This window comes from Enorma shizhengliae, assembly GCF_009676995.1.
GTDB lineage: Bacteria > Actinomycetota > Coriobacteriia > Coriobacteriales > Coriobacteriaceae > Enorma > Enorma massiliensis.
The window spans coordinates 1-15,718 of record NZ_VTFZ01000010.1 but is presented as its reverse complement, the minus strand read 5'-3'; the positions used below and the strand labels follow the sequence as shown (position 1 = coordinate 15,718).

Genomic DNA, 15,718 nt, shown 5'->3' with positions numbered 1-15,718 from the left:
GAGGCCGTCATGAGCACCCTCGTCGTCTACTATTCGCTGTCCTGTGGGAACACGGAGCGCGTCGCCGAGAAGGTGGCGGACGCGCTCGACGCCGATATCGAAGCCATCGAGACCGTGGAGCCCTATCCGGGTGACTACCAGGAGGTCGTCGACCAGGGCAAGCGCGAGGTCGAGTGCGGCTACAAGCCTGCCATCGAGGCGCTGGAGTTCAACCCGGCGGACTACGAACGCATCGTAATCGGCACGCCGACCTGGTGGTACACCATGGCGCCGGCGGTCGCGACCTATCTCTCGGAGTACGACTGGCGGGGCAAGACCGTCGTCCCATTCCAGACGCACGGCGGTTGGCCGGGGGAGACGCTTGACGACATCGTGGACGCCTGCGATGGCGCGCGCATCGAGCACGGGATGAGCGTGCAGTTCGATTCCATGGGCGGCGACCGCATGATCACGCCGCTTGCCGACGTAGAGCGCTGGATCGACTCGTTGAAATAGCGGTTGCGCCGCCCACACGGTCCGCGCACTCGTCGTTTTTCGCCAGCTCGGGCCAAGCACCGTGAGCGCTGCCACCAGCGGGCGTCCACCCCGCCGCCCCACCACCCGAGCCCCTGCGCGCTCTGTGCAGATAATGTATAGAAACAATCTCCTCATGCATAACATCTGCCGTTTTTCGATGCTCGGCACCCGTTCGCCTTTTCGCGGCGTGGGCACGCCTCGGATTCTGTCATGATGCTCGTATGCAGGTTGCGCGTCCGTTGCTCGCGCGGCCTAGCTTCGCGCGCAGACGAGCGCCATCGACCAAGGAGGAATGCATGGAATACAAGATTACGGGATACCAGCCCGAAAAGCTCTTCCATTATTTTGAGGAGATCAGCGCCATCCCGCGCGGCTCGGGTAACGAAAAGGGCATCAGCGATTACCTTGTGGCCTTTGCCAAAGACCACAGCCTCGACGTCTACCAGGACGAGGTCTATAACGTCATCATCAAGAAGCCCGCGAGCGCCGGTGCCGAGGCTGCCGCGCCCGTCATGATGCAGGGCCACATCGACATGGTGTGCGACAAGCTTGCCAGCGTCGAGCACGACTTCGAGAAGGACGGCCTGGACCTCATCGTCAAGGACGGCGTTCTTACCGCCAACGGCACCACCCTCGGTGCGGACAACGGTATCGCCGTGGCGCTCATGATGACGGTGCTCGACGACGACTCCCTCGTGCACCCTGCGCTCGAGTGCGTGTTCACCACCGACGAGGAGACCGGCCTCGTCGGTGCCGAGACCCTCGACAAGTCCAAGATCGACGCTCGCATCATGATCAACCTCGACTCCGAGGAGGAGGGCGTCGCCACCGTCAGTTGCGCCGGCGGCGTGGTCGCCACGCTCACGCGCCCCATCACCCGCGAGCACGTGCAGGGCTCCACGGTCACGCTCGAGGTCTCCGGCCTCATGGGCGGCCACTCCGGCTCCGATATCCATCTGGAGCGCGGCAACGGCGACCTCATTCTGGCCCGCATCGTCGAGAAGCTCATGCGCACCGGCGAGCCGCACCTTGTGAGCCTTTCCGGCGGCACCAAGGACAATGCCATCAACCGCGAGGCCACCGCGGTCGTTGCCTATGCTGATGCCGAGAGCGCGCAGCAGGCCGTCGAGGTCGCGAATGCCCTCATCGCCGACATCAAGGCCGAGCTCGAGGTCTTCGACCCCGGCTTCACCTGCACCGTTACCGTTGCGGACGGCGTCGAGGTCGACGCGATGAGCGACGCCGACGCGCGCGCCTTCATCGGCGCCCTGCGCATCGCCCCGAACGGCGTCATGCGCCGCAACGTCGCCGCCGACGGAGCGGTGGAGGTGTCCTCCAACATCGGTGTGGTCATCACCGAGGACGCTCAGGTCACCTTCCTGCTCTCGCCGCGTTCTTCCATCGCATCGCTTCAGGAAGACGTCAAGGACCGCATCCAGACGCTCGCCGACGCCTTCGGTTTCGATGCGCGCTTTGAGAACGAGTACCCCGGCTGGAGCTACACGCCCCATTCGCACGTGCGCGATGTCTTCCAGGAGGCCTATCGCGAGCTCTTCGGTACCGAGCTCAAGATCGAGTCGATCCACGCCGGCCTGGAGTGCGGCCTCTTCGCCGAGGCACTGCCCGGCCTCGATGCGATCGCTGTGGGCCCGACCCTCTCCGACGTGCACACGCCGGACGAGAGCATGGAGCTCGCCTCTTCTGAGCGCTTCTACGAGCTGCTCGTCGACGTGCTTGCTCGCCTCGCGAAGTAGCTGATGCGCGAATAGCGATGCCAGCCTGGCATGGCCAAGGGCCGATTCGTAAGACGCCGCCCCGGCACCCTGTGTGCTGAGGCGGCGTTTGCGTGTCCTGGGATGCTGCGGCAGCAGACCCGCTCCTACTTGCGGCGATTGATAAGCACGATGCCCGCCGCGCATGCCGCAATGCCTGCGATTCCGAGCACGGCGGCGAATGCGGGCCCGTTGGGGTCGCCTGTGCCAGCGAGGGCCTCAGATGAGCTCGAGGCGCTCTGGCTGGCGTTCGCGGAGTCTTTGCCGCCCGTGCTCGTTCCGGCGGATGGGGAGTCGCCACCCGAGCCACCCCCGGTTCCCTGGTCGGGGTCGGCGGGAGTCGAGGGGTCGCTCGGATCTTCCGGATCGGGTTTCCCGGGCTTCTCCGGGTCCGGATTTTCCGTGCCCGGATCGCCCGGTTCGGGCTCCTGCTGCTCTTCTTCGAAACGATACGACCCATTATTGCCGAGTGCGGCGGAGAGTACGAGTCTTCCATCCGTCTGCAGTCCGGTAAGCGACTGGCTGTACGATGCTGTGCCGGTTGCGTTGGTCGCTTTCGCCGTTGTCACGGCGGCCGAGCTGCTCGAGCTCGCCGGCGTTCCCTTGGCAAGCTCATAGCGCCCGTCGTCCCCTACGTGCCAAGAGGGATGCTCCTCTTCGGCAACCTGATAGGGGTGGACTGCGTCGAATGCTTCCGCCTTCGCGGTTCCATCGCTGCCAGAAAAATTGGCGCGATAGGCGGTGGTCATGTAGTAGAGCGTTTCGCCCGCCCGCGGTGCGCGCGTGAGCGGCACAAGGTCGCTCGGCGCAGGGAGGCTGCCGGCGGGCGGTTGCACTCCCGACGCGATCGTATAGAGCGGCTGGTTCTGTGCGAGCACGTAGGCGCTGTTGTCGATGGCTGCTGCACCGGTGACAACGGTCTTTGCCTGCGCGCCGTCGCCAGAGCCCTCCACCGAAAGCGCGGTTACGGCGAGGCTGCCCGTAGCGTCTTCGTATCCGGCTGCCCCAAGCTCCGCTTCGATTTCGTCCCGCGTCGCCTCCCCGCTGCGCGCGCGTTCGATTGCTTCGCGCACCTCAGGGCGCGGGGCCACCTCGAAGACCAAGCGCAATGGGCTTAAGGCATCCGCGCCGTCGATCGACATGGTTGCTCCGCCGTCGGCATGGAGCGTGATATCGGTGCGCAGCGCCGGTACGGCGTCTGCGGGAATAGAGAGATAAACGGTTTGGCCGTGCGAATCGAGGTTAGTCTCGACGGCGATGTAGAAGTCGTAGAGCGCGACGTCGCCGCCCGTGTAGAAGTTGGGCAGGTTGCCGATGTAGAGATAGGTTTCGCATACGGCGGTCGCTCCCGCCGCACGGGCGCGATCGATGCGTTCCTGGGTTTGGGCGTCGGCAGAGCCCGTGGCGATGGCGTCGATTTCGCGCTGCGTGGCGAAGCGGTAGGGGAGGCCGTTGTCGCCCGCGACCATGTGGTGGTCGGCGTCGATGTACCAAGAAACGCGGTTCGAGAACGCTCCGCTTGCTGCATCGTAGGAAACCTGGCCGTCCGCCATGGCCTCGTAGAATAGGTTGTACGCGTCGTAGCCCAGGTGGTAGCGCTCGTTGATGCTGTTGATCAGGTAGTCGAACTCATGGGTTGCGCCGGTAAGGTCGCTCGGGTCCCGCAGGCTTATCTGGATGGCCTGCGCGGCGAGCGAGCCGGTAAGCAGGGTATCTCCATATTGCACGCCCGCTATCGACGCGACCTCCATGCCCGCGCCCACCGCGCTGTGCGCCTCGATGCGGTCGCTTCCTGCAAGCGCGTCGTCGGCATCGACGGGAGAGGTGTAGCGAACGTCGAACATCTCGTCGAGAGCAGATGCGAATGCCCAGTTCACGGCTGATGCGCTGCGCGAGGAGTAATAGCGGTGCACGCTGCTCAAGATCACGGGGTCGCCCTCATCGAGGAGGCTCCCGATCACCGGTAGCTCGACGGGTTCTGCCACGATGCCCGACCCGCTCGATCCGTAGAGCTCGAGCGTCACGGTAGGATCGCCCTGCTCGGCTGCCTGAGCGTAGGCGCGGGCGGCTTGCGCAAGGTTCTCCTTAAGATTGACGGAGCGTCCGCCTACCGTAGCCGTGAGATCGCGCTCGGCCTGGCCCTCTGCCGTGTCGAGCAGGTATGCGACGGCATCAGTGGTGTCGATGCCGGTCGTATAGACGGTGAGCCGGTTCCCGCCCTGCGCATAGGCATCGTCCACGTGCTGCTGCACCGAGCGCATGGTGAGCATGGTGGCGAACATGCTGTCTGTTCCATAGCCTGTTTCGCGCGTGCCGGGAAGCGGTCCCAGGAAGCCGGTCGTCTCTCCTGTGTAAGCCGGCGGATGCTCTATGTCGGTGCTTGCCATGGGCGGGTTCTCCACACCCATGATGATGAGCTCGGGGGAGCGGTCTTGGGCGCCCGCCATGCCTGCCTCAGAAAGCATATCGCCGGCGAGGTAGATGCCGCGCTGGAGATACGATCCACCGTTAAGGCGAGCGCTTGCGGTGGTGCCTGCGCCGTCCACCATGCTAGCCGTTACGTTGATGGTGTGCGACGAGGCGTCGTAGCTCAGGTAGGTACCGTCATGTGCGGGCTGGTAGGTGGCGAGCGGCATGAGGGCGGTCACCTCGGATGAATAGCCGACGACTGCGACACGCGTGGGGTTTGCATTGGAATCGCCGTTTTCTGCCATGAGGCGCCCGATGGCACTGTTCAAAGCCGAGACCACGTAGTCGGCATAAGGGCGCTCCGCATAGGTCATGCTGCCGAGCACGCTGTTCAGGCTCACCACGAATACGACGTCATGGCCGCCGCCGTCCTGCTGGTGGACGGACGCGGTCTGCGCTATGGCCGAGATGCTCACGAGAAAGTCGTTTTCGGGGTCCTTGAAGGAGTTCGTTGCCACGCCCGCGGCCTCTGCAGACGCTGCATCGGAATAAACCGAGGCGTCGACCCAGATGCGCCCGGCATGCTCTGTGCTGTAGGTGCCATCTTGTTCCCCCGCACCGAGAAAGTCTTTCCATGTGGAGGCGGTGTCGGGGTCGGTGAGCTTGGTCGTGCCCGTTATCGCGGCATCGTTTTCATTTTGAGAGTTATTGGGTGATGAGGCGCCGTTATGGGCGGCGCTTGATGGGTTGGGGCGCGCGGACGCAGGGGCGCCGGCAACGAAAAAGAGCGTGGCGGCCATGCCAAGGGCAAGGGCGATGCGGGCAAGGCGGAGGATAGGGCGGGCCATGGGACCTCGATTCTAGGCGGCGCGAAAGAACGGGGTGAGCCCATCGACGGTCCGTCGCCCGACGTAGTTGCTCTTCGCTTACCCGTTCATCCTGACCCTATGCCGGGGTTTATGTCTCCGGGGCTCGGTTAAGTAAATCGCAAGAAGCATGCGGGCCCCGGCGCGTCAAATGGGTCAAAATGGGACGTGTTTGTTTTGACTGGTCAAAATGATGGTCAAAATGGGACGGGGTTGTTTTGCCTGCCTCGGCGGGGCGCGTCGTGCTCTGGCTGGCTGCGTTGACCATCTTGCATGCCAAATTACGCAGCAAAAGCTTGATTTGGGCCTCTTATTGCGTAATTCGGCATGCAAGATGGTGCTGCGCTTGTTGAGTGAGTGGTGCGCAAGCCGCATGCGAGCACCGCGCGCCCCGTTCGTCGTGATTCCGGGTCAAAACAACCCCGTCCCACTTTGGCACACTTTGATGCCATGGACGGAATGAGTCAAAACAAACACGTCCCATTTTGACCACTTTGGCGCGGGCTGTGTTTACGCTGAGAACCCTCTCGCGTATGTCCACACGGGCGGGTAGACTGGTGTCAGCCAATTTCCAGAGAGGATGCTCCATGTCTGATACCGCTCAAGCACCCCAGAGCCCGGATCGTCGCACGTTCGCCGTTGTTGACGGCAACTCGCTCATGCACCGTGCGTTTCATGCCGTGCCTCCAACCATGAACGCGCCGGATGGCCGTCCCACGAATGCCATCTTCGGGTTTCTCAACATGTTCCTCAAGATGATCGACGCCTTCCGTCCCGATGGCGTGGCGGTTGCCTTCGATAAGGGCAAGCCGCGCGTGCGCATGGAAATGCTTCCGCAATACAAGGCGCAACGCCCGCCCATGGACCCCGACCTGCGCGCGCAGTTCCCCATGATCAAAGAGCTGCTGCAAAAGATCGAGGTGCCCATCCTCGAGGCCGAGGGATGGGAGGGCGACGACATCCTCGGCACGCTCGCGCGCGCGGGCGAAGCCGCCGGTTGCGACATGCTCCTCATCACCGGAGATCGAGATATGTACCAGCTCACCACCGAACACGTGAAGGTCGTGGGCACCAAGAAGGGCCTTTCGGACGTCCAGATCATGACGCCTGAGACGGTCGAGGACCTCTACCATGGCATCACCCCCGAGCTCGTGCCCGATTTCTACGGCCTCAAGGGCGACACCTCTGACAACATTCCGGGCGTGCCGGGCATCGGCCCAAAGAAGGCGAGCGCCCTTATCGCGCAGTACGGCAGCCTTGACGAGGTCATCGCCCATGCGGACGAGGTCAAGGGCAAGATGGGCGAGAACCTGCGTGCGCACATCGACGACGCCCTGCTCTCGCGCAAGGTGGCGACCATCCAGACGAACGCGCCGGTCGAGCTCGACTTCGAGCGCACGGCGTTTCCCGCCTACGATGCCCAGATGCTGGCCGAGGCGCTTGGAGCGCTGGGCATCATGTCGATCCAGAACCGCTTCTTGGCACTGCTCGGCGAGGGCGGCGCTGCCGGTGCGGCTCCATCTGCGTTCGAGCTGCCATCGCCGATCGTGGTGAACGGCGATGCGACAGAGAACCTCGAGTCTGCGCTCGCGGAGCTCTCGCGCGCCGTTGAGGCGGGCGAGTGGGTTGCCGCCACGGTGGACGATGACAAGGAGGCCGACGCGCTCTTCGGGCTTACGAGAACGCTGTGGGTCGCGGCGGGCGGGAACCTGCTCGCTTTCGAGGAGCCTTCCGGCGCGAGCCTGTCGCCCCATTCCGCGAGCCTGCTCGCCGCTGCCGGCATCGATGGCGCGAACGGACTCATCACGGGAGTCTTGCAGCACCTGTTCAAGACGGGCCTCGTCGCCTCGCCGGATATCAAGGCGCTGCTCCACGAGCTTTCGCCCATCGACTCGAGCGAGCTCGAGCTCATGGACCCGCTCGCGGTGGATCCGAATCGCATTTTCGATACCGTGGTCGCGGCGTATCTGCTCGACTCGGTGCGCTCCGATTTTGGCGATGCCTATATCGCGGACACCTATGTGGGAAAGGCCCTGCCCGCCGCGCAAGGCGAGGAGGGAGCTGCCGACGACGCACCCGTTGCGGCGGCCCGGTCGGTCGCCGTGGCGCTCGCCGCGGTTCAGCCGCTCGCGAAGGCGCTCGAGGAGCAGGATGCCGCCGGCATCTTCCAAGAGATCGAGATGCCGCTCGTACCTGTGCTCGCCTCGATGGAGCGTACGGGCATGTATGTGGATCCCGACCGCTTGCATGCCCTTGCAGAGGGGCTCGGCGGCCAGATCGACGAGCTTGCCGGCCGCATCCGCAAGATGGCGGGCGACGAGACCTTCAACATTGCGAGCCCCATGCAGCTCAGCCACATCCTTTTCGATGTGATGGGCCTGCCTACCAAGGGCCTTAAGAAGACGCACCGCGGGTACTATTCCACGAACGCGCGCGTGCTCGAGGAGCTTGCGCGCGATAACGAGTTCGTGCGCCTCGTTCTCGAGTATCGCGAGAAGACCAAGATCAAGTCGACCTATCTCGACACGCTGGGGGCGCTGCGCCGCTTCGACGGGCGCGTTCATACCACCTACAACCAGACCATTACCGCTACGGGCCGCCTTTCGAGCTCGAACCCCAATCTGCAGAACATTCCCACGCGCTCCGAGCTGGGGCATACGGTCAAGACGGCGTTCTCGGTGGCGCCGGGGTGCGTGTTCCTTGCGGTGGACTACTCGCAGATCGAGCTGCGCCTGCTCGCGCACCTTTCGGCCGACGAGCACCTGGTGGCAGCGTTTAACGAGGGCGAGGACTTCCATGCCGAGACGGCGGCGCGTGTGTTTGGCGTGCCGGTTGATGAGGTCACGCCGCAGCTGAGGAGCCGTGCCAAGGCGGTGAACTTCGGTATTGTTTACGGCCAACAGGCATATGGGCTTTCGCAGTCGCTCGATATCCCCATGGCCGAGGCGCGCGAGATGATCGACCGCTATTTTGAGGCGTATCCCGGCGTTCGGACGTACCTCGACCGTACGGTGGCCGAGGCCAAGCGCACGGGCTATGCCGAGACCATGTACGGACGCCGCCGCCCCATACCGGAGCTTAAGATGCGCAATCCAGCCCAGCGAAGTTTTGGCGAGCGCACTGCTATGAACCATCCCATGCAGGGCACGGCGGCGGACATCATCAAGATCGCCATGGCGCGCGTGGCGCGGCGCATGCGCGACGAGGGGTTCCGCGCCCGCATGATCTTGCAGGTGCACGACGAACTTGATTTTGAGTGCCCGGAAGACGAGGTTGAGGCGCTCACCGCGCTCGTGCGGGAGGTCATGGAGGGTGTCGTGGAGCTTCGCGTGCCCCTCATCGCCGATGCATCGAGCGGCACCACCTGGGCCGACGCGAAGTAGTATGGGGCGAGGCGGGCGTAGCTCCGCTTGCGTGAACAGAGCTTTTGCGCTGCCCGCGCCTCATCGATGGTTTGCTCGATCGCCGCGTGCATGCCGTTAAGACGCCCCGGGACATCTTGACAGCGCGATTGGTATACAGGATGTCCCATGCGAGCGGGCCGGATGCTGCACGTCGGGGCTGGCTGGTCGCCGGCGTGCAGACACGGCGTAAGCCATGCTGAAAAAGACGCTGCGCTGTCCGGCTCGAACGGGATTACAGCTTTTGGGCACTACTTCGCATGAGGTCCGGGTAGACACGCGATAGCCCGGAAGGCACCAGCGGTCTGATCTGCGCTTTCTATCGCCGAGCGTTCAGCCTTACTCGCCGTTCCCGCCCGCAAGTGCCCAAAAGCTGCATTCTCGCTCGTGCGGATGTCGGCAGTGACCGTCGCTCGGCGCCAGCGGACCCTAGCAGCCCTTTGCGGCGAGGATCGCCTCGATGAGCGCGGCGACGCCGCGGTCGTTGTTGCTCGGAATGAGGTAGCGGGCGTGGTCGTGCATGTGCTCGGCAGCATTGGCGACAACGAAGCTATGGCCGGCCGCCTCGAGCATCTCGATATCGTTGTAGGTATCGCCCACAGCAGCTGCATCGGCGATGTCGATGCCGAGCCGATCGCATAGATGGCGCAGCCCCGCGCCCTTGTTGACGCCTTTGTTCATGAAGTCGATCCACTCTGCACCGGCGCAGGTGACATCAAGGCGCTCGCCGAAGGCGGGGGCAAAGGTCTGTTCGTAAACGGAGCGGCTGTTGCCATCGGGGAGGTAGACGGTGAACTTGTTTGCCTCAACGTTGATGTCGTCGAGTGAGCCGACGTAGTTAATGGTCTTGTAGTATTCACTCAGCGACCCATGGTAGGCATGACCGCTTGCCGTTACGTAAGCTTCGTCAAACGCGCAGAGCACCGGCACGCCTGAGCCATCGGCTATCGTCACGGCGGCAATCTCGTGGTACAAGGTCGGCTCAATAAGCTCTTTATGGACGATCTCGTCGCGATAGATGATTGAGGCCCCGTTGTCTGCGCAGAATGCCATATCGTGACGGTGCTCGGGAAACATGAGCTGAAGCGTGGGGCCGGGGCGGCCGCTGGCGGGGCAGAAGAGCACCCCGGCATTCCGCAGGCGCTCGATGAGTTCGGGCATGTTCTCGGGCTGGGTCTTGTCGTCTGCGAGCAGCGTGCTGTCCATGTCGCAGGCGATGAGCCTGATGGAGCCCAGCTCGGGGTCCTGGGTAAAGTCGATAAGCGGGGAAGGCATGCCGTTCCTTTCGTATGCGGTGTTCCTGCTGCCGGGTATGGTGTCCGCGGCAAGCTGGCCGCACCGGATAGTACCATGTTTTGATTGAGGCGATTTGGGCAAGTCGGCCTGAAGCTTAGCCATTTTGGTGGAATTGGGTATGCCGTCTAGCTTGCGCTCACCGCTCCGGCGAATTTCGATCGGTGCCAGCCCCGCTCAACCTGGGTCTGCCACAGGGCGAAACAAACGAGAAACATTGCGATTCTCGCTTGCCCGCGCGCAGATTTAGCGTAAGATACCACCCAACGCGAGCGGGCTACCGTTCGCGGATTAATGATTGCGTTTGCATACGGCGAAGGGTTCAAACGGTGCATACCGAGACGGCGACATACGAGGGCATGGCGGCTTCCGCCATTCTGCTCGGCCAGACTGCCGCCGATGCACAGAACCGACGCCAGCGCGCAATTTCCCGACGACGATAATCGGTCGTCTCTGTTCGCGCGGCTTTCGCGCATCCCCAGAGTCCCGATAAGGTTGTCGTCGTTTCCTCCGGGTGATGTCGTTCATGCCGCGCCCCTGCGCTCATTGCTGTAGACGCACCCTTCCAGAAACAAGTACATACCGCCACCCGTCTCTTTGTCGACGCATACCTAAGGTGAGACTGGTGGCACCTCATCGGGCTCGTCCGCATCGCATTCCACATACCAAGGAAGGACGCACCCATCATGAGCAAGGAAAAGGTCGTACTCGCATATTCCGGTGGCTTGGATACCTCGGTCTGCATCAAGTGGCTGCAGGAGGAGAAGGGCCTCGATGTCATCTGCGTGCTCGGCAACGTGGGGCAGGAGCTCCATGGGCTCGAGTACAAGAAGCAGAAGGCGCTCGATCTCGGCGTCATCGACTGCCATGTGCTCGAGCTCAAAGACGAGTTCGCCGACGAGTACCTCACCAAGGCGATCGCGGCGAACTCCATGTACGAGAACAAATACCCACTGCTTTCGGCGCTCTCCCGGCCGCTGCTCGCTTCAAAGCTCGTCGACATCGCGCATCAATACGATGCCAAGTACGTGGCGCATGGCTGCACGGGCAAGGGTAACGACCAAGTGCGCTTCGAGGCGTCGATCCTCACGCTCGATCCCGATCTTGAGGTTATCGCGCCGGTTCGCGAGTGGGATCTCAAGAGCCGTCCCGATGAGGTTGCCTATGCGCACGAGCACGGCGTTCCGGTGCCCGAGGGCGCAAACGACAACCCCTACTCCATCGACGACAACCTGTGGGGTCGCGCGATCGAATGCGGCGTGCTCGAGGATCCCTGGAACGAGCCTCCGCACGACGTGTGGGTCATGACGAAGGACCCGGAGGAGACCCCCGATACGCCGACCTACGTTGATGTCGACTTCGAGAAGGGCGTGCCCGTGGCGCTCGATGGAGAGAAGTTGCCGCTCGCCGCGCTTGTCGAGAAGCTCAACCAGGTTGCCGGCGACAACGGCTATGGCCGGCTTGACCTTATGGAGAACCGCATGGTGGGCTTGAAGAGCCGCGAGTGCTACGAGGTGCCCGCCGCGCTCACCCTCATCACGGCGCACAAGGCCCTCGAGGACCTCACGCTCGAGCGCGACGTGCTTCACCAGAAGCTGTATCTCGAGCAGACCTGGGCCACCTGCGTGTACAACGGCCAGTGGTTCAGCCCGCTCAAGAAGGCGCTCGATGCCTTTATGGCCGAGACCCAGAAGTTCGTGACGGGCACGGTGCGGCTCAAGTTCTTCAAGGGGCATTGCACGGTCATGGGCCGCAAGAGCCCGTGCTCGCTCTACGATTACGGCCTGGCCACCTACGATCGCGACACGACGTTCGATGAGAAGGCCGCCGTGGGCTTCATCGAGATCGAAACGCTCTCTCTCAAGACCTGGGCGAAGATGCAGGGTCCCACCTCCCTTGCCGCCCAGAACTTTTCCTAGCCTGAGGGCTCGAACGGGCAGCCCGTATCGCGACTCTACGCGGGCTGCCCGAACGGCAAGCTTCGGCTCCGTCCGACCTGCTGTCCTTTGTTGCCGCCGTGTTCCGCGCGCCGGCTTGGACGGTCTTCGTCGCCATCATGCTTGGCGCGCCGGTTCGGGCGGGTCACATTGATGATGATTCCAAGTGTTACCGGGAGAACTACCATGTACGGTGTGATGATTGATACGAAGAAGGCGCACGAGGTTCCCGCCTCGCTGCTCGCATGGACCGAGCGGGCGCATAAGGGGCCGAGAGCCCTTGTCGCCGGGCTCTGCGAGGGCAGCGAAGAGCCCGCGCTTTCGCTTGGCGCGAGCTATTCGCTCAAGGCGTGGACACAGGAGCTCGGCCCGCATGCGCTCGTAGCGCAGCTGGCCTGCTAGTAGATTCGGAGGTTGGCACATGGCGCTGTGGAGCGGCCGATTCGAGGAGGCTGCCGCCCCGGTGACGCAGGAATTCGGTGCGTCGCTGCCGGTAGATAGGGCGTTGTATAAGCAGGATATCGCCGGTTCGATTGCGCACGCGACGATGCTCGCGGCGCAGGGCATCATCGGCCAAGAAGACGCCGATGCCATCTGCGAAGGGCTTAAGGCCATTGAGGCGGATATCGATGCGGGTGCGTTCGTCTTTGATATCGCCGACGAGGACATTCACATGGCGATCGAAAGCGAGCTCACGCGACGCATCGGTGCGGCGGGCGGGCGGCTGCACACCGGTCGGTCTCGAAACGACCAGGTTGCCACCGACACGCGTCTCGCTGCGAAGGCGCTTGCCAAGGACCTCATGGAGGCGAATCTGGGGCTCCGCGCGGCGCTGCTCGATGCCGCTGAGAAGGCGGGCGACACGGTGCTGCCGGGAATGACGCACCTACAGCACGCGCAGCCGGTGCTCCTCTCGCATCACCTGCTCGCCTATGTATGGATGCTTGGTCGCGACTTCACCAGGCTCTCCGCCGCCTTCGATGCCGCGGACCTTTTGCCCCTGGGCGCCGCGGCGCTCGCCGGGACCACCTATCCGCTCGACCGGCGCATGACCGCAGGGCTTCTCGGCTTCGCCGGGGTAATCGAGAACTCGCTCGATGCCGTGTCCGATCGCGACTTCTTGCTCGACCTCGAGTACGCCTGCTCCGTGATGGCGGTGCACCTCTCGCGGCTCTCCGAGGAAATCGTGCTCTGGAGCAGCCAGGAGTTCGGCTTCATCACGCTCTCGGATGCGTATTCAACCGGCTCCTCGATCATGCCGCAGAAGAAGAACCCGGATTTTGCCGAGCTCATTCGCGGCAAGACGGGCCGCGTGGTGGGCGACCTCGTGCAGCTCCTGATGACGTGCAAGGGGCTTCCCCTTGCGTACAACAAGGACATGCAGGAAGACAAAGAGGGGGCGCTCGACGCGGCGAAGACCCTTGCCCAGTGCCTGGCCGTCATGACCGGTATGGTAAGCACCTGGACCGTGAACGCGGACCGCATGCGCTCCGTGATGCACCGGGGGCACCTGGCTGCGACCGATGTTGCCGATTACCTCGCTAAGCACGGGATGCCGTTCCGCGAGGCACACGCGGTGGTGGGCCATCTGGTGCTTGAGGCCGAAAAACAGGGGTGCGACATCTCCGAGCTTCCCTTCGAGACGTTCAAGGAGGCGAGCGAGCTCTTCGGGCGCGACATCACGAAAGCGCTCGATCTCGACGCCATCGTGGCTGCCCGCACGACCGAGGGCGGGACGGCTCCCGTCGCGGTCGTCGAGCAGCTGCGGCGCGCCCGTGCCCGCTACCTTGTGGATGAGAACGCCGTCAAGCTGCTTTCTCCTGTCATTCCCATGGGTGTTCCGGCGGCAAGCGCGCTCTGATTCGCCCGCTCGCGAGCCCTCTTTGCTGCTGGCGCCTGCGGCATGCTCTAGGCGACACGCCCTTCAGCACTGCTTTCCCATGAGCCGCCTGCCCGCTTTAGCCGGGTGCTTGCACGTAAGCGCCTGTTTTCCATCGAGCGCCTTCTCGCTATCCTGGCGGGGAGGCGCTTTTCGTATCTTCGTTCTTCGCGAACATGTTTGGCCTTTGCCCTCTCGATAGCGAACCAATCATAGGTGCAAAGATGCTCTTGCTATACCTCCCTTCAACCGATACTATATAACGCATAGTATCGGTTGAAGGGAGGTATAGATGGACGCTCAGCTCAAGCGCGGTTTCTTGGAAACGTGCGTGCTCGCTACGCTGGAACGGCGCGAGTCCTATGGCTACCAGATCGTCAAAGATGTTCCACCGCTGCTCGGCCTTACCGAGTCAACGCTGTATCCCCTGCTCAAGCGGCTGGAGTCCGCCGGATGCATTACCGTGCGCTCCGCCGAGCACAACGGCCGCCTTCGCAAGTACTACCGTGTCACGCCCGCGGGTGCGGCGCGCATCGAGGAGTTTCTTGCCGAGAAATCGGACGTGATGTCCATCTACCGCTACATCGAGTTCGCCCATGGCGCCGCGGTGCCGGGCGAGGCATGCGACCAAGGAGAACGCAATGACTAAGGCAGAGTATCTGAGCCGTCTGGAAAGCCTGCTGTCCTGCTTGCCCGAGGGTCAGCGCGCGGAGTCGCTCGCGTTTTACGAGGAGATGATCCTCGATCGCATGGAGGAGGGGCTGAGCGAGGAGGAGGCGGTCTCGACGCTCGATGCGCCGGGCGTGGTCGCCGAAGCCATCCTCGACGACCTGCCCGCTGTTCCGCGCGTGGTCGCAAAGACGCGTCGCAAGAGCCGTGTGCTGCTGTGGGTGCTTGTCATTTTGGGCTTTCCCGTTTGGGGAGCGCTCTTGGCGGCGCTCGCGATTACCGTGCTCTCTTTTTATGCGACGGTGTGGATCTTCGTCGCCGTGGTCTGGGGCCTTGCGGTCTTGCTCGTGCTGGGGTGCCCGCTCTTTTTGCTGTTCGCTATCTGCGGTTTAATCGTGGGAAATGCGCCCTACACACTGGTGGAATTCGGCGCTGCCCTGGTGGCGCTGGGGCTCGGGTTGCTGCTGGTGCGTCTTGCGTTTGAGCTCACCCGCGGCGTGGCGCTGCTTTCGGCCGCGGTCGTGCGGCGCGCCGTGTCCCCCTTCGTGAAGCGGCGCGATAGCGATGCAGGCCGCGGGGGTCACGGCGGTTCGCATCACGACGGCGGGGCCGAAGCACGCGGGGGCGACCATAGGCCCATTCCGCCTGAAGAGTTTACGCGCCCGCTCGAGGCCGTTGCGCGCGGCTAGGCGGCCGGTGCACATGGCTAGGTTGCTGGCGCGCGGCTAGGTGGCCGTTGCGCGCGACTGGGTTTCTGATGCGCGCGGCTCGGCCTTTCGCGGCGTTTTCGGGCGAGATTCGGACAGCGCCAGCGTTCTCGGGCGAGATTTGGACGCTCGGAGGCTCCTGGGGGGCTCGGACATTTCTTTGGACGGGCCTAGGCGGCCAGCCCGAGCCGCTCCCTGCGGCCCCTGATCGTATCGTACACGGTGAGGCCCCCCTCGCGGAAGGCCTTGAGCCGGCCCTCCCGGTACCA

10 protein-coding genes are annotated in these 15,718 nt (G+C 63.5%); 8 read left to right on the top strand and 2 right to left on the bottom strand.

Translation table 11 applies throughout. From position 1 onward, the window contains the following. The first annotated feature begins 9 nt into the window (after positions 1 to 9). A complete protein-coding gene (locus tag GJE22_RS07685) occupies positions 10 to 495 on the top strand; it encodes a flavodoxin (RefSeq protein ID WP_144687883.1) in 486 nt (161 codons plus the stop codon). A 317-nt stretch (positions 496 to 812) separates the two neighbouring features. Then, entirely contained in the window at positions 813 to 2,270 is a 1,458-nt protein-coding gene (locus GJE22_RS07680; protein WP_144687882.1) for an aminoacyl-histidine dipeptidase, read from the top strand. 125 nt (positions 2,271 to 2,395) lie between these two features. Here the strand turns inward: GJE22_RS07680 and GJE22_RS07675 are convergent, their stop codons facing one another. Next, complete coding sequence (locus tag GJE22_RS07675) at positions 2,396 to 5,545, bottom strand: vWA domain-containing protein (RefSeq protein ID WP_144687881.1); 3,150 nt, start codon at positions 5,543 to 5,545, stop codon at positions 2,396 to 2,398. Between the two features lie 605 nt (positions 5,546 to 6,150). Here GJE22_RS07675 and polA point away from each other — a divergent pair. Next, positions 6,151 to 8,946, top strand: a complete 2,796-nt coding sequence (gene polA / locus GJE22_RS07670) for a DNA polymerase I (protein WP_144687880.1) — start codon at positions 6,151 to 6,153, stop codon at positions 8,944 to 8,946. A gap of 447 nt (positions 8,947 to 9,393) precedes the next feature. Here the strand turns inward: polA and GJE22_RS07665 are convergent, their stop codons facing one another. Beyond that, positions 9,394 to 10,239 (bottom strand): Cof-type HAD-IIB family hydrolase, encoded by an 846-nt coding sequence (locus GJE22_RS07665; protein WP_144687879.1) that lies wholly within the window; start codon positions 10,237 to 10,239, stop codon positions 9,394 to 9,396. Positions 10,240 to 10,943: 704 nt separating this feature from the next. Between GJE22_RS07665 and GJE22_RS07660 the strand changes: the two genes are divergently transcribed. The 5 genes from GJE22_RS07660 (at position 10,944) to GJE22_RS07640 (ending at position 15,431) form a co-directional block, all read left to right on the top strand. After that, the gene (locus tag GJE22_RS07660; protein ID WP_144687878.1) at positions 10,944 to 12,176 is read left to right on the top strand and encodes an argininosuccinate synthase; all 1,233 of its coding nucleotides are present in this window, start codon (positions 10,944 to 10,946) and stop codon (positions 12,174 to 12,176) included. 204 nt (positions 12,177 to 12,380) lie between these two features. Continuing rightward, positions 12,381 to 12,596: a hypothetical protein gene (locus tag GJE22_RS07655; RefSeq protein WP_144687877.1), complete on the top strand. Its 216-nt coding sequence runs from the start codon at positions 12,381 to 12,383 to the stop codon at positions 12,594 to 12,596. A 19-nt stretch (positions 12,597 to 12,615) separates the two neighbouring features. After that, positions 12,616 to 14,055, top strand: coding sequence for an argininosuccinate lyase (argH, locus tag GJE22_RS07650; RefSeq protein WP_144687876.1), 1,440 nt, complete (start codon positions 12,616 to 12,618; stop codon positions 14,053 to 14,055). Between the two features lie 310 nt (positions 14,056 to 14,365). Continuing rightward, positions 14,366 to 14,722, top strand: a complete 357-nt coding sequence (locus tag GJE22_RS07645) for a PadR family transcriptional regulator (protein ID WP_087186285.1) — start codon at positions 14,366 to 14,368, stop codon at positions 14,720 to 14,722. Continuing rightward, positions 14,715 to 15,431: a DUF1700 domain-containing protein gene (locus GJE22_RS07640; protein WP_186297389.1), complete on the top strand. Its 717-nt coding sequence runs from the start codon at positions 14,715 to 14,717 to the stop codon at positions 15,429 to 15,431. Before GJE22_RS07645 ends, GJE22_RS07640 begins: the two co-directional genes overlap by 8 nt. Positions 15,432 to 15,718: the final 287 nt, after the last annotated feature.

What these genes read in the sequence shown, in the direction of transcription:
- polA (WP_144687880.1), top strand. Translation starts at nt 6,151, where the DNA reads ATGTCTGATACCGCTCAAGCACCCCAGAGCCCGGATCGTCGCACGTTC.
- GJE22_RS07655 (WP_144687877.1), top strand. Translation starts at nt 12,381, where the DNA reads ATGTACGGTGTGATGATTGATACGAAGAAGGCGCACGAGGTTCCCGCC.
- GJE22_RS07645 (WP_087186285.1), top strand. Translation starts at nt 14,366, where the DNA reads ATGGACGCTCAGCTCAAGCGCGGTTTCTTGGAAACGTGCGTGCTCGCT.
- GJE22_RS07660 (WP_144687878.1), top strand. Translation starts at nt 10,944, where the DNA reads ATGAGCAAGGAAAAGGTCGTACTCGCATATTCCGGTGGCTTGGATACC.
- GJE22_RS07680 (WP_144687882.1), top strand. Translation starts at nt 813, where the DNA reads ATGGAATACAAGATTACGGGATACCAGCCCGAAAAGCTCTTCCATTAT.
- GJE22_RS07665 (WP_144687879.1), bottom strand. Translation starts at nt 10,239, where the DNA reads ATGCCTTCCCCGCTTATCGACTTTACCCAGGACCCCGAGCTGGGCTCC.
- GJE22_RS07640 (WP_186297389.1), top strand. Translation starts at nt 14,715, where the DNA reads ATGACTAAGGCAGAGTATCTGAGCCGTCTGGAAAGCCTGCTGTCCTGC.
- argH (WP_144687876.1), top strand. Translation starts at nt 12,616, where the DNA reads ATGGCGCTGTGGAGCGGCCGATTCGAGGAGGCTGCCGCCCCGGTGACG.
- GJE22_RS07685 (WP_144687883.1), top strand. Translation starts at nt 10, where the DNA reads ATGAGCACCCTCGTCGTCTACTATTCGCTGTCCTGTGGGAACACGGAG.
- GJE22_RS07675 (WP_144687881.1), bottom strand. Translation starts at nt 5,545, where the DNA reads ATGGCCCGCCCTATCCTCCGCCTTGCCCGCATCGCCCTTGCCCTTGGC.